Annotated in this window: 22 protein-coding genes; 15 read left to right on the plus strand and 7 right to left on the minus strand. The window is 68.7% G+C overall.

The window, feature by feature from the left end:
• The first annotated feature begins 186 nt into the window (after positions 1-186).
• From E4A48_RS19085 to E4A48_RS19105, 6 genes are all read left to right on the plus strand, one after another.
• Positions 187-663 carry a DUF2244 domain-containing protein gene (locus E4A48_RS19085; RefSeq protein ID WP_039006248.1) on the plus strand — a complete coding sequence of 159 codons (477 nt, stop codon included), beginning with the start codon at positions 187-189 and terminating at the stop codon, positions 661-663.
• A 65-nt stretch (positions 664-728) separates the two neighbouring features.
• On the plus strand, positions 729-1652 hold the full coding sequence (coxB, locus tag E4A48_RS19090; protein ID WP_409976354.1) for a cytochrome c oxidase subunit II: 924 nt from the start codon (positions 729-731) through the stop codon (positions 1650-1652).
• Positions 1653-1682: 30 nt separating this feature from the next.
• Entirely contained in the window at positions 1683-3293 is a 1611-nt protein-coding gene (ctaD, locus tag E4A48_RS19095) for a cytochrome c oxidase subunit I (RefSeq protein ID WP_039006247.1), read from the plus strand.
• On the plus strand, positions 3293-3424 hold the full coding sequence (locus E4A48_RS21360) for a hypothetical protein (RefSeq protein WP_003471848.1): 132 nt from the start codon (positions 3293-3295) through the stop codon (positions 3422-3424). Before ctaD ends, E4A48_RS21360 begins: the two co-directional genes overlap by 1 nt.
• Positions 3421-4011, plus strand: coding sequence for a cytochrome c oxidase assembly protein (locus tag E4A48_RS19100; RefSeq protein ID WP_039006246.1), 591 nt, complete (start codon positions 3421-3423; stop codon positions 4009-4011). Before E4A48_RS21360 ends, E4A48_RS19100 begins: the two co-directional genes overlap by 4 nt.
• A gap of 20 nt (positions 4012-4031) precedes the next feature.
• Positions 4032-4907: a cytochrome c oxidase subunit 3 gene (locus tag E4A48_RS19105; protein WP_039006245.1), complete on the plus strand. Its 876-nt coding sequence runs from the start codon at positions 4032-4034 to the stop codon at positions 4905-4907.
• Between the two features lie 180 nt (positions 4908-5087).
• On the opposite strand, the gene E4A48_RS19115 is transcribed toward E4A48_RS19105, so the two are convergent.
• On the minus strand, positions 5088-5306 hold the full coding sequence (locus E4A48_RS19115) for a twin transmembrane helix small protein (protein WP_039006244.1): 219 nt from the start codon (positions 5304-5306) through the stop codon (positions 5088-5090).
• A gap of 30 nt (positions 5307-5336) precedes the next feature.
• Between E4A48_RS19115 and E4A48_RS19120 the strand changes: the two genes are divergently transcribed.
• Genes E4A48_RS19120 through cyoE form a run of 4 tightly spaced genes read left to right on the plus strand, consistent with a single transcriptional unit; the run spans position 5337 to position 8768 of the window.
• Positions 5337-6095 carry an SURF1 family protein gene (locus tag E4A48_RS19120; RefSeq protein WP_052235013.1) on the plus strand — a complete coding sequence of 253 codons (759 nt, stop codon included), beginning with the start codon at positions 5337-5339 and terminating at the stop codon, positions 6093-6095.
• A 27-nt stretch (positions 6096-6122) separates the two neighbouring features.
• Positions 6123-6698: a hypothetical protein gene (locus tag E4A48_RS19125; RefSeq protein ID WP_039006243.1), complete on the plus strand. Its 576-nt coding sequence runs from the start codon at positions 6123-6125 to the stop codon at positions 6696-6698.
• Between the two features lie 10 nt (positions 6699-6708).
• Positions 6709-7872, plus strand: a complete 1164-nt coding sequence (locus E4A48_RS19130) for a COX15/CtaA family protein (RefSeq protein ID WP_142742979.1) — start codon at positions 6709-6711, stop codon at positions 7870-7872.
• Entirely contained in the window at positions 7869-8768 is a 900-nt protein-coding gene (gene cyoE, locus E4A48_RS19135; protein ID WP_039006241.1) for a heme o synthase, read from the plus strand. Before E4A48_RS19130 ends, cyoE begins: the two co-directional genes overlap by 4 nt.
• A gap of 415 nt (positions 8769-9183) precedes the next feature.
• On the opposite strand, the gene E4A48_RS19140 is transcribed toward cyoE, so the two are convergent.
• From E4A48_RS19140 to rpsU, 6 genes are all read right to left on the minus strand, one after another.
• Positions 9184-10770 carry a thioredoxin family protein gene (locus E4A48_RS19140; protein WP_142742980.1) on the minus strand — a complete coding sequence of 529 codons (1587 nt, stop codon included), beginning with the start codon at positions 10768-10770 and terminating at the stop codon, positions 9184-9186.
• Positions 10771-10978: 208 nt separating this feature from the next.
• Positions 10979-11962, minus strand: coding sequence for a bile acid:sodium symporter family protein (locus E4A48_RS19145; protein ID WP_039006239.1), 984 nt, complete (start codon positions 11960-11962; stop codon positions 10979-10981).
• A gap of 297 nt (positions 11963-12259) precedes the next feature.
• Positions 12260-13999, minus strand: a complete 1740-nt coding sequence (gene dnaG, locus E4A48_RS19150; protein ID WP_039006238.1) for a DNA primase — start codon at positions 13997-13999, stop codon at positions 12260-12262.
• A 67-nt stretch (positions 14000-14066) separates the two neighbouring features.
• Positions 14067-14981 (minus strand): YihY/virulence factor BrkB family protein, encoded by a 915-nt coding sequence (locus E4A48_RS19155; protein WP_009605378.1) that lies wholly within the window; start codon positions 14979-14981, stop codon positions 14067-14069.
• Between the two features lie 132 nt (positions 14982-15113).
• Positions 15114-15563: a GatB/YqeY domain-containing protein gene (locus E4A48_RS19160; RefSeq protein ID WP_003480639.1), complete on the minus strand. Its 450-nt coding sequence runs from the start codon at positions 15561-15563 to the stop codon at positions 15114-15116.
• Positions 15564-15842: 279 nt separating this feature from the next.
• Complete coding sequence (gene rpsU / locus E4A48_RS19165; RefSeq protein WP_003465342.1) at positions 15843-16058, minus strand: 30S ribosomal protein S21; 216 nt, start codon at positions 16056-16058, stop codon at positions 15843-15845.
• A 121-nt stretch (positions 16059-16179) separates the two neighbouring features.
• Here rpsU and tsaD point away from each other — a divergent pair, with 121 nt between their 5' ends.
• The 5 genes from tsaD (at position 16180) to E4A48_RS19190 (ending at position 22715) form a co-directional block, all read left to right on the plus strand.
• Positions 16180-17343 (plus strand): tRNA (adenosine(37)-N6)-threonylcarbamoyltransferase complex transferase subunit TsaD, encoded by a 1164-nt coding sequence (gene tsaD / locus E4A48_RS19170; protein WP_142742981.1) that lies wholly within the window; start codon positions 16180-16182, stop codon positions 17341-17343.
• Positions 17336-17695, plus strand: coding sequence for a dihydroneopterin aldolase (folB, locus tag E4A48_RS19175; protein ID WP_058196938.1), 360 nt, complete (start codon positions 17336-17338; stop codon positions 17693-17695). Before tsaD ends, folB begins: the two co-directional genes overlap by 8 nt.
• 117 nt (positions 17696-17812) lie before the next feature.
• Positions 17813-19261: a circularly permuted type 2 ATP-grasp protein gene (locus tag E4A48_RS19180; protein WP_039006235.1), complete on the plus strand. Its 1449-nt coding sequence runs from the start codon at positions 17813-17815 to the stop codon at positions 19259-19261.
• A complete protein-coding gene (locus E4A48_RS19185) occupies positions 19261-20202 on the plus strand; it encodes an alpha-E domain-containing protein (RefSeq protein WP_009605407.1) in 942 nt (313 codons plus the stop codon). Before E4A48_RS19180 ends, E4A48_RS19185 begins: the two co-directional genes overlap by 1 nt.
• A 335-nt stretch (positions 20203-20537) precedes the next feature.
• The gene (locus E4A48_RS19190) at positions 20538-22715 is read left to right on the plus strand and encodes a glycoside hydrolase family 3 N-terminal domain-containing protein (RefSeq protein ID WP_039006234.1); all 2178 of its coding nucleotides are present in this window, start codon (positions 20538-20540) and stop codon (positions 22713-22715) included.
• The last annotated feature ends 139 nt before the right edge of the window (positions 22716-22854 follow it).

Raw genomic sequence — 22854 nt, forward strand, 5'->3', positions numbered from 1 at the left:
GCGCGTCGGCGCGGCCTGCGCTTGCGCGCGCTGCACCGCGTTGTCTGAACGTGCATGGCGATAAATCTGGTTGCAATGCAGCATTTTTTATGATTAAGCCGCGCTTGCCGGCGCGCAGGCCCGGGGCTACCATCGAACCGTTGCTCGCGGCTGGCACGGCGCGGCGGCTCGGAGGCGCGGTTCGTCGTGATCGAAATGTGTCCGTTTTCTGCAGAAGGAGCGGGGACGCAGCTGCGGCTGCGGCCGCCACGGGCGCTCACTGCCCGACAATTCGTGATGTTGTTCGCGGTGCTGGCCGGGGCGATGTGGGCAGTGGCGGTAGTGGGGTGGTTCGCCGGCAACGTGTTCGCGCCGGTGTTCGCCTTGTTGCACAGCACCGTGGTGGCGCTCGCGCTGCGCTGGTCATGGCGCAGCGGCGATCGAGAAGAGGACATCCGGGTGGGTCCGGGTTGCGTGGAAGTGACCCGCACGAATGCAGGAACGCCGGCGTTCCGCGCCCACCCGCATTGGGTGCGGTTGCGGATCGAAGGCGACGACAGGGTGGTGCTGGCGTGCAGCGGCAAGCAGGTCCGGGTCGGCGAATTCCTCGGCCCTGGCGAGCGCCGCGCGCTGGCGCAGACCCTGGAAGGCTTGCTGGCGGCCGCGACCGGCCGCAACCGATGACGCTCCAAGGGGTCTAGGCAATGAAGCGAAGCGGCAGATGGAAGCAACAGGCGGTCAGGGCTGCGATGGCAACGGCGGCAGCGCTGGCGGCACCGTTGGCGTGGGCGCAATCGGCCGACCCGAAACCCTGGCAATTGAACATGGGCCGCGGCGTCACCCAGAGCGCGCGCAACGCTTACGATTCGAACATGCTGTCGCTGTGGATCTGCGCGGTCATCGGCGTGCTGGTGTTCGGCGCGATGGGCTATGCGATGTTCAAGTTCCGCAAGTCCAAGGGCGCGGTCGCGGCGCAGTTCAGCCACAACACCAAGGCCGAGGTGATCTGGACGGTGATTCCGGTGCTGATCCTGATCGCCATGGCGTGGCCGGCCACCGCCAAACTCATCGCCATGTACGACACCCGCGACGCCGAGCTGACGGTCAAGGTCACCGGCTACCAGTGGATGTGGCGCTACGAGTACCTGGGCGAGAACGTCACCTTCACCAGCCGCCTGGCGCGCGATTCGGACCGCATGCGCCAGAGCGGCCAGGTGCCGACCCCGCAAAGCAATCCGCACTACCTGCTCGACGTGGACAACCGGCTGGTGCTGCCGGTGAACACCAAGGTGCGTTTCGTGATCACCTCCGATGATGTGATCCACGCCTGGTGGGTGCCGGCGCTGGGCTGGAAGCAGGACGCCATCCCCGGGATCATCAACGAAGCCTGGACCGACATCGACACGCCCGGCGTGTACCGCGGCCAGTGCGCGGAACTGTGCGGCAAGGACCACGGTTTCATGCCGATCGTGGTCGAGGCGATGTCCAAGCAGGACTTCCAGAAGTGGCTGGCGGCACGCAAGCCGGCCCCGGCGGCGGCTCCGGCTGCCCCGGCCACCGCGCCCGCCGCGCCGGCGGCTGCGGATGCGCCCGCGCCCGCGCCGGCCGCGCCGCCACAGGCCCTGCTGCCCCGTCTTCGTTCCGGCTCACACCTGACCGTGCAAGCCGCCTGATCTCCTGCATTCCTTTTCGAGGTAGCCGCCATGGCCCATTCCGCAGTCGATCACCACGACGAGCACGGGCATCAGCAGAGCTTCGTGGAACGGTGGTTGTTCTCCACCAACCACAAGGACATCGGCACGCTGTACCTGCTTTTCAGCTTCATCATGTTCATCATCGGCGCTGGGATGAGCGTGGTGATCCGCGCGGAACTGGCGCAACCGGGCCTGCAGTTCGTCAAGCCCGAGTTCTTCAACCAGATGACCACCGTGCATGCGCTGGTGATGATCTTCGGCGGGGTGATGCCGGCCTTCGTCGGCCTGGCCAACTGGATGATCCCGTTGCAGATCGGCGCGCCGGACATGGCCCTGCCGCGTATGAACAACTGGTCGTTCTGGCTGCTGCCGGTGGCCTTCAGCCTGCTGCTGCTGACCCTGTTCCTGCCCGGTGGCGCGCCGGCCGGCGGCTGGACCCTGTATCCGCCGCTGTCGCTGCAGGGCGGCTACAACGTCGCCTTCAGCGTGTTCGCGATCCACGTCGCCGGCATCAGCTCGATCATGGGCGCGATCAACATCATCGCCACCGTGCTGAACATGCGCGCGCCGGGCATCGACCTGCTGAAGATGCCCATCTTCTGCTGGGCCTGGCTGATCACCGCGTTCCTGCTGATCGCGGTGATGCCGGTGCTGGCCGGCGCGGTGACCATGCTGCTGACCGACAAATTCTTCGGCACCAGCTTCTTCAACGCCGCCGGCGGTGGCGACCCGGTGATGTTCCAGCACATCTTCTGGTTCTTCGGCCATCCCGAGGTCTACATCATGATCCTGCCTGCGTTCGGCGTGGTCAGCGAGATCATCCCGACCTTCAGCCGCAAGCCGCTGTTCGGCTACCAGGCGATGGTGTACGCGATCGCCGCGATCGCGTTCCTGAGCTTCATCGTCTGGGCGCACCACATGTTCACCGTAGGCATGCCGCTGGGCGGCGAGATCTACTTCATGTTCGCCACCATGCTGATCTCCATCCCCACCGGAGTGAAGGTGTTCAACTGGGTCAGTACCATGTGGCAGGGCTCGCTGACCTTCGAGGCGCCGATGCTGTGGGCGGTGTCGTTCGTCATCCTGTTCACCATCGGCGGCTTCTCCGGGCTGATGTTGGCGATCGTGCCGGCCGACTTCCAGTACCACGACACCTATTTCGTGGTCGCCCACTTCCATTACGTGCTGGTCACCGGCGCGGTGTTCGGGCTGATCGCCGCGGTCTACTACTGGTGGCCGAAGTGGACCGGGCGCATGTACAGCGAGGCCTGGGGCAAGTTCCATTTCTGGTGGACGATGCTGTTCGTCAATCTGCTGTTCTTCCCGCAGCATTTCCTCGGTCTGGCCGGCATGCCGCGGCGTATCCCCGACTACAACGTGGTGTTCGCCGACTGGAACCTGGTCAGCTCGATCGGCGCGTTCGGCATGTTCGTCACCCCGTTCCTGATGGCCGGCATCCTGCTGGCGTCGCTGCGCAACGGCGCGCGCGCCGAGGCGCGTGCATGGGAAGGCGCGCGCGGCCTTGAGTGGACCGTGCCGTCGCCGGCGCCGGCGCACACCTTCACTCTGCCGCCGGTGCTCAAGCCCGGCGACCTGGCCCACGACGACATCAGCCACTGATGACCGCGCAAACGCCGCTCGACGATCTGGCCCTGCGCCGCAAGCGCGCGGTGCGTACCGCGCTGTTGATCGGCGCGATCGCGGTGCTGATCTATGCCGGCTTCATCCTGTCCGGGATACTGGGCCGATGAACGCGCCGGCGCCGCGAGTGCACAGCAGCGCTGGGCTGTTCAAGCTGGTCGGCGTGGCGCTGGCGGTGTTCGTGCTGACCTTCTCGCTGGTGCCGCTGTACCGCATCGCTTGCGAGAAGGTGTTCGGCGTGCGCCTGGAGCGCGGCCCGGGCGAAGGCCCTCAGGCGGGCAAGCCGCTGCTCGGCAAGCGCATGGTCAAGATCGAGTTCGACGGCGGGGTCAATTCCAAGCTGCCGTGGTCGTTCCATCCCGAACAGCTCACCATGCAGGTGGTGCCGGGCGAACTCAACGAAGCGCTGTACTACGCGCGCAACGACAGCGCACGCGCCATCGTCGGCAGCGCGGTGCCGTCGGTGGCGCCGTCGCGCGCCTCCGGCTACTTCACCAAGACCGAGTGCTTCTGCTTCACCGCGCAGACCTTGCAGGCCGGCGAGAAACGCGACATGCCGGTGCGCTTCATCGTCGATCCGAACCTGCCCGGCGACATCACCACCATCACCCTGTCCTACACCTTCTACAAGAACGATGCGCTGAGCGCGGAACTGGAATCGCCGAAACTGGCCGGTTCCGTGCGCGCGGCCCCTTGACCTCACCCGGAACGCCCGCCATGGCCCAGCCCAGCACCGACGCCACTGCCTATTACGTGCCCAGCCACAGCCGCTGGCCGTTCATCGGCTCGATCGCGATGTTCGTGACCATGATCGGCGTGGCCAGTTGGCTCAACGACGCGGCCTGGGGCAAGTGGACCTTCTTCACCGGCATCGCGATGCTGATGGCGACCTTGTTCATGTGGTTCGGCGACGTGATCCGCGAATCGATCGCCGGGCACTACAACCGCCAGGTCGATGTGTCGTTCCGCATGGGCATGGTCTGGTTCATCTTTTCCGAAGTGATGTTCTTCGGCGCGTTCTTCGGCGCGCTGTTCTACACCCGCACCTTCATCCTGCCGTGGCTGGGCGGCGACGGCGACGGGGTGATGACCAACGCGCTGCTGTGGGACGGCTATTCGGCGGCCTGGCCGAGCAACGGCCCGGGCGCGATCGGCGGCCAGTTCCAGACCATCCCGGCGTGGGGCCTGCCGCTGATCAACACGCTGATCCTGCTCAGCTCCGGCGTGACCCTGACCATCGCCCACCATGCACTGAAGGCCGGCCAGCGCACGCGGTTGCTGGTGTTCCAGGGGCTGACCGTGCTGTTGGGCTGTGCCTTCCTGTACTTCCAGGCCGAGGAATACATCCACGCCTACAAGGAACTCAACCTGACCTTGGGCTCGGGCATCTACGGCTCGACCTTCTTCATGCTCACCGGCTTCCACGGCGCGCACGTGCTGCTGGGCACGATCATGCTGCTGGTGATGTGGCTGCGCTCGGCGCGCGGGCATTTCAGCCGCGACAACCACTTCGCCTTCGAAGCGGCGGCGTGGTATTGGCACTTCGTGGACGTGGTGTGGCTGGCGTTGTTTTTGTTTGTTTATGTGTTGTGAGGCGGGGACCGCGGACCAGGGACCAGGGTCCCGGTGGATGATCGCTTGACAGCGATTTTCGCTCAGACACCATCACTGCGGTCCCCGGTCCCCGGTCCCCGGTCCCCGGTCCCCGGTCCCCGGTCCCCGGTCCCCGGTCCCCGGTCCCCGGTCCCCGGTCCCCGGTCCCCGGTCCCGGCTCTACCGCCCCAACCCATGCGGCTTGATCACCCCGGTATAAATCCCCAGGATCACCAGCAGAATCAGACACACTGATAGGCCGATGCGCCAGGTCAGTGCGTTCACCGTGCGCTCGCTCTGGCCGCGGTCCACCAACAGGTAGTAGAGGCCGGCGCCGAGGTTCCACAGAATGACCAGCAGGAACACGACGATCAGCAGGGTTTTCAGCGAGTCGTTCATGGGCGTCTCGGTGCACGGTATCGCCGCATTATGACCCTCGCCGCGTCCCCGCGCGTCGCCGCGCGCGCGCACATGCCGCCGTGGCTGGGTTGGTGCCTCGCGCTGGCGGTGGCGCTGGGATTCTGCGCGCTCGGCCGCTGGCAATTGCTGCGCATGCACGAGAAACGAGCCTTGCTCGCGCAGGCCGCGCACATCCGCGAGCGTCCGCAGGCGCTGGCCGCTGCGCTGCACACGCTGCGGCCAGCGCAACTAGCCTGGGTGCACGGCGATGGCCGCTTCCTGCCAGGACAGATCCTGCTCGACAACCAACTGCGCCGGGGCCGCAGCGGGGTCAAGGTCTACCAGCCGTTCCTGGCCGATGGCGCATCGGCGCCGCTGCTGGTAGAACTGGGTTGGTTGCCGTTGCCGGCGGACCGCGCATTGCCCAGGCCGGTGCCGTTGCAAGGGCGGCACGCGCTGGTCGGCCTGCTTGGGCCGGCGCCCTCGCACGGGCTGACTTTGGGGCCGGCGCTGGTCGCCGCGCCGGCGCCGCAGCTGTGGCTGGCGATGCGCATCGAGCCGGCGGCGATCGGCCAGGCGCTCGGCCACCGCGACATTTTGTCGCAGGTGCTGCGCCTGGATCCGGCGCTGCCGCTGGGCTACCCGCGCGACCTGGACATGCTGCCGAACACGCTGTCGCCCGAGCGCCACCTGGGTTACGCGGTGCAATGGTTCGGCCTGGCGCTGGCCGTGCTGATCACCGCGGGCCTGCTCAGCTGGCGCGCGCGCAAGGGGCGAGGCGGGCGCTGAGCGCGCGCGCATGAGAAAATCCCTGGCATGAATGCCTCCCCCTCGGCTCCACGCCAGGCGACCGCGCGCGGGCGCTGGACGTTGATCGCGCTGTTCGCGCTGTTCTTCGGCTCGATGCTGGTCGCCGGCGCGCTGCGGTTTTCCGGCTGGCAACCGCCCGGCAGCCGCAACCATGGCGAGTTGCTGCAGCCGCCGGCCGACCTGCGCGCGCTACGACCGCAGCGCGAAGACGGCAGCGTCTACGCCTGGCAGCCGCAGCAGCGGCTATGGCGCATCGCGCTGGCGCCGCCGCGCGACTGCGCCACCGCCTGCGAGGCGCTGGCGCGCGAGCTGGACAAGGTCTGGCAGCTGTTCGGCCGCGACGCCGACCACGTGCAGATCCTGTGGATCGGCACGCCGCCAGCGGCGGTGCGCGCGCTGCCTCAGCTGCGCGTGCTGCGTGCCGACGCTGCGTTGCTGGCCGCACTGCCACGCGTGCACGACGTGGCCGGGGTGCCGGTCTACGTGATCGATCCGAACGGCTTTGTGGTGCTGCGCTACGCGCCGGGCTTCGACCCGGCCGGGCTGCGCGCGGATATGTCGAAGCTGCTGAAACTCCTGTGAGCCGTCCCCTATGAACCTGTTCGCGCCACCGGCGCTGTTTCGACACTTCCATCGCATGGCCTGGCTGGCGGCGCTGTTCACCGCCAGTACGATCATGTTCGGTTCGTTCGTGCGCCTGTCCGATGCGGGCATGAGCTGCCCGGACTGGCCGACCTGCTATGGCCGGGTGACCTGGCCGCAGAGCAGCGCAGAGGCCAACGCGCACGCGGCCAGCGCGATCCGCCCGCTGGAAACCCACAAGGCCTGGCGCGAGCAGGTGCACCGCTTCCTGGCCGGGGCGCTGGGCGTGGAAGTGCTGGTGCTGTCGCTGCTGGCCGCGCGCCGGCGGCGCCTGGGCATCGCCCGGATCGTCGGTGCCGCGCTGCTGGTGGCGTTGTCGATTCCGCTGTACATGTCCGGCTGGCCGTCGCTGGCGATGGCGCTGGCCGGCGCTGGCGAAGCGATCCTGCTGCTGGCGGCGTTGCGCTGGTCCAATGCCGACCTGGCGCGCGCGGCGGTGCTGACCCTGGCGGTGGTGATCTTCCAGGCGCTGCTCGGCATGTGGACGGTGACCCTGCTGCTCAAGCCGATCGTGGTGATGGGGCATCTGCTCGGCGGCCTGCTGATGTTCTCGCTGCTGGTGTGGATGGCCTGGCGCGCCACCCACCTGCCGATCACCCTGGCCGATGCGTCGCGGCTGAAGTGGCTGTTGCGCCTGGGCGTGGCGCTGCTGGCGCTGCAGATCGCGCTCGGCGGCTGGGTCAGCGCCAACTACGCGGCGCTGGCCTGCGGCGGCGGCAGCTGGTCGGCCGACAACTTCCCGCGCTGCGTCAGCCAATGGTGGCCGCCGCACGATTTCCGCGCAGGCTTCACCCTGTGGCGCGGCATCGGCGTGGACTACGAAGGCGGCGTGCTCGACGGCGCGGCGCGCATCGCGATCCAGATGGCGCACCGGATGATGGCGCTGCTGGTGGCGGCCTACCTGCTGTGGCTGGGCTGGCGGCTGAGCCGTTCGCCGGGTATGCGCGGCTGGGCGGCGGCGCTGGCATTGTTGCTGGTGGCGCAGGTCAGCCTGGGCATCTTCAACGTCAAGCTGGCGCTGCCGCTGCCGGTGGCGGTGCTGCACAACGCCGGCGCGGTGGCGCTGCTGTTCGTGCTGGTGTCGCTGCTGGCGCGCCTGCGGGCGCCGCAATGAGCGCGAAGGGCATCTACTGGCGCGACTACTGGGACCTGACCAAGCCCAAGGTGGTGGCGCTGATCGTGTTCACCGCGCTGGTCGGCATGTGCCTGGCGGTTCCCGGCGTGCCGACCTGGGCGCAGGTGCGCACCGGCCTGATCGGCTTCTTCGGCATCTGGCTGGCGGCCTCGGCCGCGGCGGCGATCAACCAGTTGCTGGACGCGCGCATCGACGCGCAGATGGCGCGCACCTCGTGGCGGCCGCTGGTAGTGGGTAAGGTGCTGCCGTGGCAGGTGCTGCTGTTCGCCACAGCGCTGACCGCACTGTCGATGGCGATCCTGGTGATCTGGGTCAACCCCATCACCGCGGTGCTGACGTTCGCCTCGCTGATCGGCTATGCGGTGATCTACACCGTGTTCCTGAAGCGCACCACGCCGCAGAACATCGTCATCGGCGGCCTGGCCGGCGCGGCGCCGCCGCTGCTGGGCTGGGCCGCGATCACCGGCATGCAGGGGCAGTGGGACTGGGCCTATGCGTCGCTGCTGGTGCTGATCATCTTCGTGTGGACGCCGCCGCACTTCTGGGCGCTGGCGATCTTCCGCCGCGCCGACTACGCCAAGGCGTCGATCCCGATGCTGCCGGTCACCCATGGCGTGGCGCATACGCGCAAGCAGATCCTGGTGTACACGCTGCTGCTGGCGGTGGTGACGCTGCTGCCGGTGGCGGTGGGCATGAGCGGGGTGTTCTACCTCGGCGGCACGCTGGTGCTGAACGCGGTGTTCGTCTGGTACGCCTGGCGCATGCTCGACCCGCCGGACGAGATGTTCTCGATGCGCATGTTCGGCTATTCGATCGTGTACCTGATGGCGCTGTTCGCGTTCCTGCTGGTGGATCACTGGTTGTTGCCGGGCTGAGCGGCCTGGCCAAGCCTGGCAGCGGCTGCGGCGATGCTGCGTCAGTCGCCGAACCGATCGGCTGCGGACGCCGTCGGGGCTGAAGCGCCTCTCGCAGTGCACCTGGCTGGCCGCGAGTCCCTGTGGGAGCGACTTTCAGTCGCGACGAGCGGAGCGATGGATCTTCCGGCTTCGGATAGGGTCGTGGCTGAAGCCGACACAGTTCACCCAGCCGGCTATCCGCAGGCCGTTGGAGCGTCTTCAGCCGCGACCGCCTGAGCCGCGCGGGTTCCGGCTCCGGTCACTGCCGGGACGGATGGCCCTGGGCGACCAGCCGCGCGGCGTTGCTCCGGCGCATCAGCCAGTGCGTCCGCAAACCTGCGCAGCAACGCCGCTGCTGCTGCAAATTGGCGGCCGTCCGCGTCGACGCCGTCGCTCAGCTGAGCCAGTGCTGGCAGCTGTCGCGGTCCTGGCTGCCGCAGTTTTCCTGCATCTTGTGCTGCAGGCGTGCGAGCACGGCGCTGCCGCCATGGCCCTTGCTCCAGCCCTGCAGCGCCTTGGCCAGCGTATCGAAGCGCTGCTTGGTGCGCTGGTGATAGCCGCCGGGCTGCCCGGCCAGTTCGCCGATGACCTGGCCGGCGGCGGCCTCGATCGCGGCCGCATTGTCCGGCTGCAGCCGGATCAGGCCATCGACGTAGAGCACGCCCCACTGCACCCGGGTGGCGGGGCCTTCGGCGCTCTCGTAGGCCTTCTTCAACCAGTACAGCGCGGTCTGCTTGTCGCCGCGCTTCTCGGCCAGGTCGGCCAGTTCCGGCATGTAGTAGTACGGCGTCTTGCTGCGCCCCAGTTCGGCCAACAGCAGCTGTTCGGCGCCGGCACTGTCGCCGGCGATGTCGAGCAGGCTGGCGGCAGTGCTGATCGTGGACTGGCGTTCGGCGTCGGTCTTGGCCGCCTGTTGTGCCCACTGCACGCGCTGCTGCACCTTGGCGACCACCGCGGCCGGCAGGGGCGGATACGGCCCATTGCCCGGGTCGGCCGGCTTGCCTTGTGCCAGCCATGCCAGTTCCACTTCCGCGATGGCAGTCCCCAGGCGATCATTGATCGGCAGGCTGCTGTCGGCGTAGATCTGATCCAATGTGTGGCTCAGCGCGTCGGATAATTTGCCGCGTTCGGCAGCGTCGGTCGCCGCGGCCTGCACCAGTTCGCGCGTCGAGTAGGTCAGCGAGGTGTGGTTGGCGCGGACTTCGGCCGGATCGGCGAGGACCGTCAGCAGCAGGCGGCGGTTGGCGGCGCGTTGCCTGGCGTCGATGGCACCAGCCTTGTCCGGCTCCTGCGCAGCCAGCGCCAGCAGTGCGAATTGGCGTTGCAGGGCCGGTTGCGGGGCGGCGGCAGCCAGTTTCGCGAGCACGCCAGCGGTCTGTTCGGGCTTGACCACGCTGCTGGCGTCGGCTGTCCAGCTGTAGCCGCTGAGCAGAGTCCAATCGTCGGCGCTCAGCGTGGCTGGCGCCTGCATCGCTTTTTGCAGCAGCTGCGCCGAGGTGGTGGTGCGGGTCGCCGCTACGCGCAGGGCCTCGGCCAGGCTGGCGGTGTCGCTTCCGCCGGCCAGGCGGGTGATCTCGCTGCGATCCGGACGCAGCACGATGATGGTGGGATAGCCCAGGATGCCGAAGCGTTCGCCCCAGGCTTGCGCGCCTTTCGAATCGCCGTCCAGGTGCACCGCGACGAAGGCACGGGTACGGGCGATGAAGGCCGGATCCTTGAACAGCGTGGCCTTGAGATGGTTGCACGGCGGGCACCAGGCGGCGCCCCAGTACAGCAGCAACGGCTTGTTCTGCTCGCGTGCTTCGGCGAAGGCATCCTCGACGTCGCCCTCGCGCCAGGCGATGCCGGCGCTGTCCGGCGCTTTGGCCGGCGCGACAGCCTGCGGCTTGGCCGGTGCGGGCGGCTTGTCGCAGCCGCCCAGCACGAGGGTTGCGGCCAGGCTGGCGGACGTCATCACGGAAAGGCGGAATCTACGGCGCATGCGTGTTCACCAACAGAGGAATAAGAGGCGCGCACCAAACCCATTGCGCCGCTGCTTACTGTACCTATCGGTTCTCTTCGTGCATTGCTCGCAGATGCGTTGATTCAGCATCGGTGCGGCGTCTGCTGCCGACGCCGTCGGATGATCACATTGCGCGGTGTGAACCGCTTTGCAGTTTCGCCAGCGCGGCGGCCGATCCGATACACACTCAGCCGGGCTTGGCGGCCTTGTCATCGCGTGCGTAGCGCTGCGCGACGAAGGCGCAGACGATCAGCTGGATCTGGTGGTAGATCATCACCGGCAGCACGATCGCGCCCAGGCTGCCGCTGGCGAACAGCACCTTGGCCATCGGTACGCCGGTGGCCAGGCTCTTCTTCGAGCCGCAGAACACGATCGGGATTTCGTCGCGGCGGCCGAAGCCCAGCCGCCGCGCGGCGAAGCTGATCAGCCCCATCGCCAGCGCCAGCAGCAGCGCGGCGACCAGCGCCACGCCGAGCAGCGCCGGCAACGGCGTCTTGCGCCAGAGGCCCTCGATCACCGCGGCGCTGAAGGCGGTGTACACCACCAGCAGGATCACCCCCTGGTCGGTATAGCGCAGCACCGCGCGGCGCCGCTCGACCCAGGCGCCGATCCAGGGCCGCAGCAGGTGGCCTGCGACGAACGGCACCAGCAGCTGCAGCATGATCTTGCCCATCGCCTGCAGCGGATCGGCCATCGCGCTTTGCGCGCCGGCCAGCAGGCCCATCAGCAGCGGCGTCAGGAACACCCCGAGCAGGCTCGACAGCGAGGCGCTGCACACCGCCGCCGGCACGTTGCCGCCGGCCATCGAGGTGAATGCGATCGACGACTGCACGGTGGACGGCAGCGCGCACAGGAACAGCACGCCGATGTACAGCTGCGGGGTCAGCAGCCAGTGCGACAGCGGCTTGAGCAGCAGTCCCAGCAGCGGGAACAGCACGAAGGTGGCGGCGAGGATGGTCAGGTGCAGGCGCCAGTGCAGCGCGCCGGCGACGATCGCCTCGCGCGACAGGCGCGCGCCGTGCAGGAAGAACAGCGCGGCGATGGCGATGTCGGTGACGTCGTCCATGGTCGCCGCGGCCTGCCGGCGCACCGGCAGCAGCGAGGCCAGCAGCACGGTGCCGAGCAGGGCCAGGGTGAACGGTTCGATGCGCAGTTTTTTCAGCAGGCTCATCGGGGGGGGCGTCCGTGCGAGGTGGGCTGCCGGCAGCAGCGGCACGGGACGCGCGCTTGCGACGCTGCGTGCACAACTGCGCCGTGGTGCGTAGCGCTTGCGATCGCCGCGGTAGTGCACAAAGCGGTTGCGTCCCGCATTGGCCAGCGTAGACCGCGCTCCGTGGCGCGGGTATCGCCTGGGTGGTGGAGTGCGACGCGCAGCGCATGCGCCGCAGACGGCAAACGCTGCCGGTCGTGCACGCACGCAAGCTGCGCCAGCACGGCATGCATCCTGGTCGCAGGCCGACGCATCGCGTCAGCGCGCACCGGGGCGCAGTCGCAGCAGCTCGCGCAGTTCGTACTTGTCGGTCTCGTCCAGACCCTGCGCGCGCTGCTTGGCCTGCAGTTCCTCCAGCCGCTGCTGCAGGGTCTGCCGCTCCAGCTGCACCACCACGTCGTGCAGTTCCTGGCGCCAGCTGGCGGTTTCGCCGGGAATCTCCTGCACCGCCAGTTTCTGCAGCGCGGGCAGTTCCTCGCGTTCGTGGAAATGCTCGAGCAGGGCGCCGGTGGAGATGTCCGGACGCGTGTGCACGATCTCCAGAAGTTCGATCATTAGCTCGATGCCGGGCAGGCGCAGGGCGGCGAACGGGTAGGGCGGGGGCAGGTCCAGCGCCAGCGCCGGCGTGTGCAGCAGGCGCACGATCGCCTCGCGCACCAGGCTGCGCTTTTGCGTCGGCCGTGCCGCCGCGCGCGGCGGCGGCTTGGCCAGCTGCGCGGCGGCGGGCGCGGGGCCGCCGATGCCGGTGATCTCGGCCAGGCGCTGGCGCATCAGGTCGCCAAAGGCGCCGTCGGGAATCTGCGCCAGCATCGGCCGCGCGCGTTCGGCCAGCCGCGCCTTGCCGTCGAGCGTGGCCAGGTTGACTTCGCGCGACAGCTCGTCGAAGAAGAACTGCGACAGCGGCGTGGCCTGCTGCAGGCGCGCGGCGAAACCGTCGGCGCCTTCCTTGCGTACGATGCTGTCCGGGTCTTCGCCGTCGGGCAGGAACAGGAAGAACGCCTGGCGCCCGTCCTTCATCCGCGGCAGCACCGATTCCAGCGCCTTCCAGCCGGCGCGGCGGCCGGCGGCGTCGCCGTCGAAGCAGAAGAACACGTCCGGCGCGTTGCGGAACAGCAGCTCGGCGTGCTCGGAGGTGGTCGCGGTGCCCAGCGTCGCCACCGCTTGGGTGACGCCGAACTGGAACAGCGAGACCACGTCCATGTAGCCTTCGACCACGATCAGCCGCTCGATCTTCTGGTTGGCCTGGCGCACCTGCCATAGGCCGTACAGCTCGCGGCCCTTGTGGAACAGCGCGGTCTCCGGCGAGTTCAGGTACTTGGGGCCGTCGTCCTTGTCCATGACCCGGCCGCCGAAGGCGATGACCCGGCCGCGGCGGTCGAAGATCGGGAACATGACCCGGTCGCGGAACTTGTCGTAGACGTGGCCACGCTCGTTCTTGGAGAACAGCCCGGCGCGCTCGAGCAGCTTGTGGCGCCGTTCGTCGGTGCCCAGCGCCTCCTTCAGCGCGCTGTAGCCGTCCGGCGCGTAACCGATCTGGAAGCGCGTGCGGTTGTCCGCGTCCACGCCGCGGCCGTCGAGATAGCTGCGCGCCTTGTCGCTGGTGTCGAGCTGGCGCTGGAAGAACTTGGTGGCCGCGTCGAGCGCCGAGTACAGGTCGCGGTGGTCGTCGCCGGCGGCCTGCGCGGCGCCGCGCTGTTGCGCGTCGCGCGGCACTTCCATGCCGGCGCGCTTGGCCAGTTCGTCGACCGCGTCGAGAAATTCGAGGCGGTCGTAGTTCATCAGGAAGCTGATCGCGGTGCCGTGCGCGCCGCAGCCGAAGCAGTGGTAGAACTGCTTGGTCGGCGAGACCGTGAACGAGGCCGAGCGCTCGTCGTGGAACGGGCAGCGCGCCGCGTATTCCTTGCCCTGGCGCTTCAGCGGCACGCGCGTGCCGACCACCTCGACGATGTCGGTGCGGGCGAGCAGATCGTCGATGAATGCGTCGGGGATGCGGGCCATGGGCGATAGGATGCCACGCGCCCGCGCCGCCGCCACGGATCGGGGCGCAAACCCTGGCGTTGCGGGGCTAGAGTTGCGGCGGAACCGCGGTGATCGCGCTGGCGTCGATCCCGGCCGCGGCGAGCGTGCGCCGCGAGCGCAGGCGTTCGTCGATCACCGCGGTGATCAGCGCGCCGACGAAGAACACCACGGTGGCGTAGTAGATCCACACCAGCAGGATCACCAGCGCGCCCATCGAGCCGTAGGCGCTGCCAGGCGCGGCGGTGGCGATGTATACGCCGATCGCATAGCGGCCGGCCACGAACAGGCAGGCGGTGATGGCGCCGCCGATGAACGCCTGGCGCCATTCCACGCGCCGGTCCGGCAGGTAGTGGTAGAGCACGGCGAAGGCCAGGATGTAGATCGCCAGCGTGGAGGCGTAGCCCACCGCCGGCAGCAGCGAGGGCATGCGCGCGAACAGCACCTGCACCACGGTGGTCAGGATCATCGAGATCAGCAGCAGAAAGCCCAGCCCCAGCACTACGCCGAAGGAGAACACGCGCTTCTTCAGCCAGGCGATGACGCCTTCCAGGCGCTGCTTGTCGGTGCGGAAGATCAGATTCAGCGCGTTCTGCAGCTGCGCGAACACCGCGGTGGCGCCGACGAACAGCAGCAGCGTGCTCCACAGCCCGGCCAGCGAGCCGATGTTGGGCTGGTTCTTGGCGTTGTCGATGATGGTCTGCGCCACTTCGCGCGCGCCATGCCCGGCCAGCTGCCCGATCTGTTCGATAAAGGCCTGCTGCGCTTGCGGGTACAGCGAGGCGGTCAGCCACAGCAGCAACACCAGCAGCGGCGCCAGCGACAGCAGCGCGTAGAACGACAGCGAGGCGGCCTGGGTCATCAGGTCGATCTCGACGAAACGCCGCATCAATGCTGCCGGCAGGCTCTGCTGCAGCCGTTCCAGGTGTTTTTGCAGGCGTGTGGGCGACAGCGACAGGGACATGGTGATAGGGAGCAGCCTTGCGACGGGCGCGGCAGCGTGCGATGCCGGGCCCGCGTGTGCGCGAAAGGTATCGCAGGCTCGCCGGCGTTGTAGCAGCCGGCGGCCGAAAGGCGGGTGAAACCCGCCGCCGGATCAGCCGGCCAGCTGCTGCTTGACCAGCACCGAGACCAGGCTCATGTCGGCCTTGCCGGCCAGCGCCGGCTTCAGCACGGCCATCAGCTTGCCCATGTCGGCCGCGCCGCTGGCGCCGGTCTGCGCGATCGCAGCTTGGATCGCGGCGACGATCTCCGCCTCGCCGAGCTTGGCCGGCAGGTAGCGCTCGATCACCACGATCTCCTCGCGCTCGATCGCGGCCAGGTCCTCGCGCCCGGCCGCGGCGTACTGGCTCACCGAGTCCTTGCGTTGCTTGACCATCTTGTCCATCAGCGCCAGCACCGCGGCGTCGTCCACGTCCTTGCGCTCGTCCACTTCCTTCTGCTTGATCGCCGCGTTGATCAGCCGGATCACGCCCAGGCTGTGCGTGTCGCGGGCCTTCATCGCGGCCTTCATGTCGTCGATGAGCTGCTGCTTGAGGGTCGTCATGAGGGGTTCCTAAAGGAAGAAAGTGGGCATTCTAGGCGTTGCACCATGCCGGCCGCGGCGGGACGGGGGCAAGCGCAATCAGGGCGCGGGCATCGGTCCCGGTACGGGGCGGACCGACGGGTCGGGCCACGGCGGCGGCGCCACGCGGTACCTGGTCGCAGATCCGGACCTTAATCCAAGGTCACACAAAAAGCCGGCGACGCTTGCGCGTGCCGGCTTCGTGGGCTTACCGTAGCGGATGCCGAAACCGGCACGATCCGCTACCGCAAACCGCGATCCTCAGTACAGACGCTGGCGCTTGGTGACGTCGCGAGACGTCCGGCGTAGCTGGCGCTTCACCGCGGCTGCGGCCTTGCGCTTGCGTTCCTGGGTCGGCTTTTCGTAGAACTCGCGCTTGCGGGTTTCGGCCAGCACGCCGGCCTTTTCGCAGGTGCGCTTGAAGCGACGGAGCGCAAACTCGAAGGGCTCGTTCTCGCGGACTTTGACGCTGGGCATGGAATCTCCGGGACACAATGGTGACCGGGTCACGCCCGGCGAGCCGCACATTATAGCGACTGATTTCCTGGCTGCAAGCGGGTCGTTTGCCTGCCGCCAATTCGGCCCCACAATGGTAGCCATGAGAGTCCTCGGCATCGAATCCAGCTGCGACGAAACCGGCGTCGCCGTCTACGACACCGCCCTGTGCGGCGCGGCCGCGCTGCGCGCGCACGGGCTGTACAGCCAGATCGCGCTGCACGCCGAATACGGTGGGGTGGTGCCGGAGCTGGCCAGCCGCGACCACGTGCGCAAGCTGCTGCCGCTGATCCGCCAGACCCTGGCCGAGGCCGGGCTGGACGTGCGCGACCTGGACGGGGTGGCCTATACCGCCGGTCCGGGCCTGGTCGGCGCCTTGCTGGTCGGCGCCGGCGTCGCCCGCGCGCTGGCCTGGGCGCTGGAGGTGCCGGCGATCGGCGTCCACCATATGGAAGGCCACCTGCTGGCGCCACTGATGGAGGATCCCGACCCGGTGCACGGCGTGCCGGCGCCGCCGTTCGTGGCGCTGCTGGTGTCCGGCGGGCATACCCAATTGATTGCGGTTGACGCGATCGGCAGCTACCGGCTGCTCGGCGAGACCCTGGACGACGCCGCCGGCGAGGCCTTCGACAAGACCGCCAAGATGATGGGCCTGCCGTATCCGGGCGGCCCGCAGCTGGCCGCGCTGGCCGCGCAGGGCATGCCGGGCCGGTTCCGCTTCGCGCGGCCGATGACCGACCGGCCCGGGCTGGATTTCAGTTTCTCCGGGCTCAAGACCCAGGTGCTGCTGGCCTGGCGCGGTAGCGACCAGAGCGAGAGCACCCGCGCCGACATCGCCCGCGGCTTCGAGGATGCGGTGGTGGACACGCTGGCGATCAAGTGCGAGCGCGCGCTGCAGGCGGCCGGCTGCGACACCATCGTGGTCGCCGGCGGCGTCGGCGCCAATGTGCGTCTGCGCGCCAGGCTGCAGGCGATGGCGCAGGCGCGCGGCGGCCGCGCCTGTTTCCCGCGCCCGGCGCTGTGCACCGACAACGGCGCGATGATCGCCTTCGCCGGCGCGCTGCGCCTGCAGGCCGGCCAGTGCAGCGACGCGGCGGTACGGGTGACGCCGCGCTGGGACATGGCGGCGCTGCCGCCGTTGGCGGCTGCGCCGCTGCTGCGGGACCGGGGACCGGGGAGCGGGGACCCGGTAGAGCCTCCGCTTCCGGCTTCTGCTTCTGCTTTTCCCGGTCTCCGGTCCCTGGTCCCTGGTCCCCAAAATGGATAGAGTTTTCATCGAAGGTCTAGAAATCGACGCGCTGATCGGCATCTACGATTGGGAGCGGCGGATCCGCCAGACCTTGCGCTTCGATCTGGAGATGGGCTTCGACAACCGCGTGCCGGCGGCCAGCGACGACATCGCCGATACGCTCAACTACAAGGCGGTCAGCAAGCGCCTGGTGGAGCTGGTCGAGCAGTCCGGCTACGGCCTGGTGGAGACGCTGGCCGAGCGCTGCGCGGCCGCGGTGCTGGCCGAGTTCGAGGTGCGCTGGCTGCGGCTGAAACTGAGCAAACCGGGGGCGGTGCGCGGCGCGCAGGCGGTGGGCGTGATCATCGAACGCAGCCGCGACGCTGGCTGAGCGCACGCCCACGCGGCATCGCCGCAGCCGCTTGACGCTCATTCCGGTTACGGGCATGTTGCTGTGCAACGCAACACCTGGCCGCTGGCGTCCGGTGGCGTACACCCACGGGACACGATGGACTGGAGTAAGTACCGCACGGCCACCTACGACGAGCTGATCCAGGCAGATGGTCAGCCGCGTCCCGCCGCCCGCCGGGTCATCGAATACCTGTCCAGCCTGTCCGGCCGCGAATTGTCCGAGCGCCAGCTCGCCGCCGATGTCGCCGCACGGGTCATGGGCATCACCTTCACCGTCTATTCCGATGGCCGCAACGTCGACCGCACGCTGCCGTTCGACTTGATTCCGCGGGTGATCCCGCTGCGCGAATGGGAGCGCACCGAGGCCGGGCTGAAGCAGCGCATGCGCGCGCTCAACCTGTTCATCGGCGATGTCTACGGCGCGCAGCGCATCGTCAAGGACAAGGTGTTTCCGGCGATGCTGCTGGAGCACTCGGTGAACTTCCGTCCGCAGTGCGTCGGCATCACCCCGGCGCTGGGCGTATGGGCGCATATCTGCGGTTCGGACCTGGTGCGCGACGCCGACGGAACGCTGTACGCGCTGGAGGACAACCTGCGCATTCCCAGCGGCGTGTCGTACATGCTGGAAAACCGCATGGTCGCCAAGCGCGTGTTTCCGGAGCTGTTCGACACCAGCGCGATCCTGCCGGTGGACGAATATCCGGCGCAGCTGTACGACACCCTGGCCGCGCTGTCGCCGCGTCCGGGCGACCAGCCGGTGATCGCGCTGCTGACCCCGGGCATCTTCAATAGCGCGTATTTCGAGCACGCCTATCTGGCGCAGGCGATGGGCATCGAACTGGTCGAGGGCGACGACCTGTTCGTCGCCGACGACGACTGCACCTATATGCGCACCATCTACGGGCCGCGCCGGGTCGATGTGATCTATCGCCGGGTTGACGACCTGTTCATCGACCCGGAGGTGTTTCAACCCGAGTCGGTGCTCGGCGTTCCCGGGCTGATCCGCAGCTGGCGCGCCGGCAAGGTGGCGCTGGCCAATGCGCCCGGTGCCGGCGTGGCCGACGACAAGGTGGTGTTCGCCTACGTGCCGAAGATGATCCGCTACTACCTGGACGAAGAGCCGATCCTGCCCAACGTGCCCAGCTACCTGTGCCACGACGACAAGGACCGCCAGTACGTGCTCGAGCACCTCGACGAACTGGTGGTGAAGCCGGCCAACGAATCCGGCGGCTACGGCATGCTGATCGGGCCGCGCTCGACCAAGCGTCAGCGCGACGAGTTCCGCAAGCTGATCCAGGCCGATCCGCGCAACTACATGGCGCAGCCGACGCTGGGCCTGTCCACCGCGCCGATCGTGACCGAGGTCGGGCCGTCGGCGCGGCATCTGGACCTGCGCCCGTTCATTCTGTCGCGCGAGGACGTCTACGTCACCACCGGCGGGCTGACCCGGGTGGCGATGGAAGAGGGCTCGCTGGTGGTCAATTCCTCGCAGGGCGGCGGCGCCAAGGACACCTGGGTGGTGGACCTGGACGAGGAGATGGACTGATGCTGTCGCGGGTCGCCGACAACCTCTACTGGTTCAGTCGCTACGTGCGCCGCGCCGAGACCACCGCGCGGCTGGTCGGCGTGGGCAGCCTGCTGCAGCTGGACCTGCCGCGCTCGGTGCGTTTCGCCTGGCGGCCGATGGTCGACACGGTTGGCGCCGGCGAGATCTTCAACGTGTGGTTCCCCAATGCCGGCGACGATGTCGGCGATGCCGACGTGGTGCGCTTTCTGTTGCTGGACGAACGCAATCCGTCCTCGCTGCGCAGTTCGGCGCGGCAGGCGCGCGAACTGCTGCGCGGCATCCGCGACACGCTGCCGCAGGAAGTGTGGGAGGCGGTCAACGACCTGCACCTGTACATCGACGCCAACGGCGAGCGCAGCGTCGGTCGCCGCTACCGGATGGAATTCCTCGGCCACGTCACCGACGCCTGCCTGAAGGTGTCCGGCCTGCTCACCGCCAACGTCAGCCGCGACATCGGCTTCCAGTTCCTGCGCCTGGGCACAGCGATCGAACAGGCCGACATGACCACGCGCATCATCGATGCCGGCGCCTCGGGGTTGATCACCCCGCGCAAGGCCGACGATCTGGAGGCCTACCAGAACATGCAGTGGATGAGCGTGCTGCGCTCGCTGGCCGCCTACCAGATGTACCGGCGCCATGTGCGCCAGCGCGTCACCGGTGAGCATGCGCTGCGCTTCCTGCTGCAGAACAACGATTTCCCGCGCAGCGTGCACTTCTGCCTGACCCGCGCCCAGCACATCCTGCCGACCATGCCGCCGCGGCCGAACGTGGAGCGCGCGCTGATGCGGATCAACGGGCTGGTGCGCAATGCCGACCCGTCCTACCTGGCGCGGCACAATCCGGCCGAGTTCATGGACGAGATCCAGACCCACCTGGGTTACCTGCACAGCGCGATCGCCGAGGCCTACTTCAGTTCGTGAGGGCCGCGCGGCCGGCCGCTGCCGTGCATCGCCGCCGTGGGGTTCGCGGCCATGTCGTCGCATGAAAGTTGAGATGCAATTCGGCCTACGCCAGGGGGCAATGCCGGCGTGTTCGTGGTCGCAGCATGCGAGCGCTGCGCGCCTGCCGCGGCCCGGGCCGCCGCGCTCGCGCCGCAAACGCTTGGGCGGCGCGGGGGCGTATGGGGCGGGCGGTGGCGTCGGTAGCCGGCGGTAGACAGTTGCCTGAACGGGCGGGTACGGCGCCCGAATTTGCTCTTTCGTCTGGCCGGAGAGCTAGAATTGCCGGCTATGTAAACGTTTTCTCTAAGGACCTCATGGCTTCGGATCGTATCGAATCGCTCATCGCCCGCATGACCGTCGAAGAGAAGGTCGGCCAGCTTGGCGTCTTCGCCGACATGGTGCGCCCGTTCGCGCCGGACGTGAATCCGGAAGCGAACGTCAGCAATGCCGACGAGGTGCTGCAGCAGGTGCGCGCGGGCCTGGTCGGCTCGCTGTTCAACGGCGTGGGCGCCGAATTGGGGCGGCGGATCCAGCAGACCGCGCTGGAAGAGAGCCGCCTGGGCATTCCGGTGATCCTGGCCGCGGACGTGATCCACGGCATGCGCACCGTGTTCCCGATCCCGCTGGGCGAGGCCGCCAGCTTCGAGCCGGAACTGGCCGAGCGCACCGCGCGCGCCACCGCGATCGAGGCCACCGCCGCCGGCATCCACTGGACCTATGCGCCGGCAGTGGACATCGCCCGCGACCAGCGCTGGGGCCGCGGTGCCGAGGGTGCTGGCGAGGACGTGGTGCTGGGCTGCGCGTTCGCCGCCGCGCGCGTGCGCGGCTTCCACGGCCCGGATCTGCGCGCGCACGACGCGCTGCTGGCCACGCCCAAGCACTTCGCCGCGTACGGCGCGGTCGCCGCGGGCATGGAATACAACAGCGTGGACATCGCCCCGCAGACCCTGCGCGACGTGCACCTGCCGCCGTTCCAGGCCGCGTTCGCTGCCGGCGCGCTGAGCGTGATGACCTCGTTCAACGACATCAACGGCGTGCCGGCCAGCGCCAACCACGAACTGCTGACCGAGATCCTGCGCGGCGAATGGAAGTTTCCCGGTGTGGTGATCTCCGACTACACCGCCGACATGGAGCTGATCGCGCACGGTTATGCGGCTGACGAGCGCGACGCCACCAAGAAGGCGTTCCTGGCCGGCATGGACATGAGCATGCAGAGCGGTTTCTACGCCGCGCATCTGCCGTCGCTGGTGGCCGACGGCGAAGTGCCGATGGCCGTGCTGGACGCAGCGGTGCGGCGGGTGCTGGCGCTGAAGGAAAGCATCGGCCTGTTCGACGATCCGTACCGCTCGCTGGACCCGCAACGCGAGGCCGACCAGTCGCACATCGCCGCGCACGATGCGCTGTCGCGCGAGGCGGCGCGGCGCTCGATCGTGCTGCTGAAGAACGACGGCGAGGTGCTGCCGCTGCGCAAGCGCGGGCAGAGCATCGCGCTGATCGGGCCGTTCGCGCAGGACCGCGATAACATCGAAGGCTGCTGGACCCTGTTCGGCGACAAGACCCGCTACGTGACCCTGGAAGCCGGCATGCGCGCCGCGCTGGACGATAGCGATGCGCTGAGCGTGGTGCCGGGCTGCGCGCTGGAAGCGCCGTTGGACGGCGGCATCGCTGCGGCGGTGGCCGCCGCGCGCGGCGCCGATGTGGTGGTGCTGGCGCTGGGCGAGCCGCAGCGCTACAGCGGCGAAGCGCAGTCGCGCACGCAGATCGTGTTGCCGCCGGCGCAGCAGGAGTTGGCCGAAGCGCTTGCCGTCACCGGCACGCCGCTGGTGGTGCTGCTGCGCAACGGCCGCGCGCTGGCGCTGCAGGGCGCGGTGCGCGACGCGGCAGCGATCGCGGTGACCTGGTACCTGGGCACGCAGACCGGCCCGGCGGTGGCCGAGGTGCTGTTCGGCGATTACAACCCCTCGGCGCGGCTGCCGGTCAGCTTTCCGCTCGACCCGGGCCAGCAGCCGTACTTCTACAGCCATGCGCGCACCGGGCGGCCGGAACTGCCGACGATGAGCGAGTTCAAGGCGCGCTGGCGCGAAATCCCGAACGCGCCGCTGTATCCGTTCGGCCATGGCATCGGCTACACCCGCTTCGCCTACGGCGCGCCGCAGCTGGATCGCGTGCAGCTGGGCTGGGACGACACGCTGACCGTGACCACGCGCATCGACAACGTCGGCGCGCGCGTCGGCGAGGAAGTGGTGCAGCTGTACGTGCACGATCGCGTCGCCAGCCGGGTGCGCCCGGTACGCGAACTGAAGGGCTTCCGCAAGGTGCAACTGGCGCCGGGGCAGGGCACGGACGTGGTGTTCACCCTGGACCGCCGCGCCCTGGCCTTCAGCGGCCGCGACGGCCGCTGCGAAGCCGAGCCGGGGCTGTTCGAGCTGTGGGTGTGCGCATCGTCGGTCAGCGGCGAGCCGGTCGGCTTCGAACTGCTGCCGCAGGCCTGACACCTGCGCGCAGGCGGCCGCGGTACGCTCGTCTGCGCGCCGCTCTGCCTGCCGGCCGCTGCGTCGCGTGCAGGCGCTGTCTACGCCGCACCAACGCCACGCGTGACCGCAACCACGGCTTGGCCGCTGCATGCTTGTC

The organism is Xanthomonas translucens pv. cerealis (genome assembly GCF_006838285.1).
GTDB classification, from domain to species: Bacteria; Pseudomonadota; Gammaproteobacteria; order Xanthomonadales; family Xanthomonadaceae; genus Xanthomonas_A; species Xanthomonas_A cerealis.

Excerpts from the sequence above, each read along its gene's own strand:
- coxB (WP_409976354.1), top strand. The coding sequence starts at position 729 with ATGGCAACGGCGGCAGCGCTGGCGGCACCGTTGGCGTGGGCGCAATCG.
- ctaD (WP_039006247.1), top strand. The coding sequence starts at position 1,683 with ATGGCCCATTCCGCAGTCGATCACCACGACGAGCACGGGCATCAGCAG.
- E4A48_RS21360 (WP_003471848.1), top strand. The coding sequence starts at position 3,293 with ATGACCGCGCAAACGCCGCTCGACGATCTGGCCCTGCGCCGCAAGCGC.
- E4A48_RS19100 (WP_039006246.1), top strand. The coding sequence starts at position 3,421 with ATGAACGCGCCGGCGCCGCGAGTGCACAGCAGCGCTGGGCTGTTCAAG.
- E4A48_RS19105 (WP_039006245.1), top strand. The coding sequence starts at position 4,032 with ATGGCCCAGCCCAGCACCGACGCCACTGCCTATTACGTGCCCAGCCAC.
- E4A48_RS19115 (WP_039006244.1), bottom strand. The coding sequence starts at position 5,306 with ATGAACGACTCGCTGAAAACCCTGCTGATCGTCGTGTTCCTGCTGGTC.
- E4A48_RS19120 (WP_052235013.1), top strand. The coding sequence starts at position 5,337 with ATGACCCTCGCCGCGTCCCCGCGCGTCGCCGCGCGCGCGCACATGCCG.
- E4A48_RS19125 (WP_039006243.1), top strand. The coding sequence starts at position 6,123 with ATGAATGCCTCCCCCTCGGCTCCACGCCAGGCGACCGCGCGCGGGCGC.
- E4A48_RS19130 (WP_142742979.1), top strand. The coding sequence starts at position 6,709 with ATGAACCTGTTCGCGCCACCGGCGCTGTTTCGACACTTCCATCGCATG.
- cyoE (WP_039006241.1), top strand. The coding sequence starts at position 7,869 with ATGAGCGCGAAGGGCATCTACTGGCGCGACTACTGGGACCTGACCAAG.
- E4A48_RS19140 (WP_142742980.1), bottom strand. The coding sequence starts at position 10,770 with ATGCGCCGTAGATTCCGCCTTTCCGTGATGACGTCCGCCAGCCTGGCC.
- E4A48_RS19145 (WP_039006239.1), bottom strand. The coding sequence starts at position 11,962 with ATGAGCCTGCTGAAAAAACTGCGCATCGAACCGTTCACCCTGGCCCTG.
- dnaG (WP_039006238.1), bottom strand. The coding sequence starts at position 13,999 with ATGGCCCGCATCCCCGACGCATTCATCGACGATCTGCTCGCCCGCACC.
- E4A48_RS19155 (WP_009605378.1), bottom strand. The coding sequence starts at position 14,981 with ATGTCCCTGTCGCTGTCGCCCACACGCCTGCAAAAACACCTGGAACGG.
- E4A48_RS19160 (WP_003480639.1), bottom strand. The coding sequence starts at position 15,563 with ATGACGACCCTCAAGCAGCAGCTCATCGACGACATGAAGGCCGCGATG.
- rpsU (WP_003465342.1), bottom strand. The coding sequence starts at position 16,058 with ATGCCCAGCGTCAAAGTCCGCGAGAACGAGCCCTTCGAGTTTGCGCTC.
- tsaD (WP_142742981.1), top strand. The coding sequence starts at position 16,180 with ATGAGAGTCCTCGGCATCGAATCCAGCTGCGACGAAACCGGCGTCGCC.
- folB (WP_058196938.1), top strand. The coding sequence starts at position 17,336 with ATGGATAGAGTTTTCATCGAAGGTCTAGAAATCGACGCGCTGATCGGC.
- E4A48_RS19180 (WP_039006235.1), top strand. The coding sequence starts at position 17,813 with ATGGACTGGAGTAAGTACCGCACGGCCACCTACGACGAGCTGATCCAG.
- E4A48_RS19185 (WP_009605407.1), top strand. The coding sequence starts at position 19,261 with ATGCTGTCGCGGGTCGCCGACAACCTCTACTGGTTCAGTCGCTACGTG.
- E4A48_RS19190 (WP_039006234.1), top strand. The coding sequence starts at position 20,538 with ATGGCTTCGGATCGTATCGAATCGCTCATCGCCCGCATGACCGTCGAA.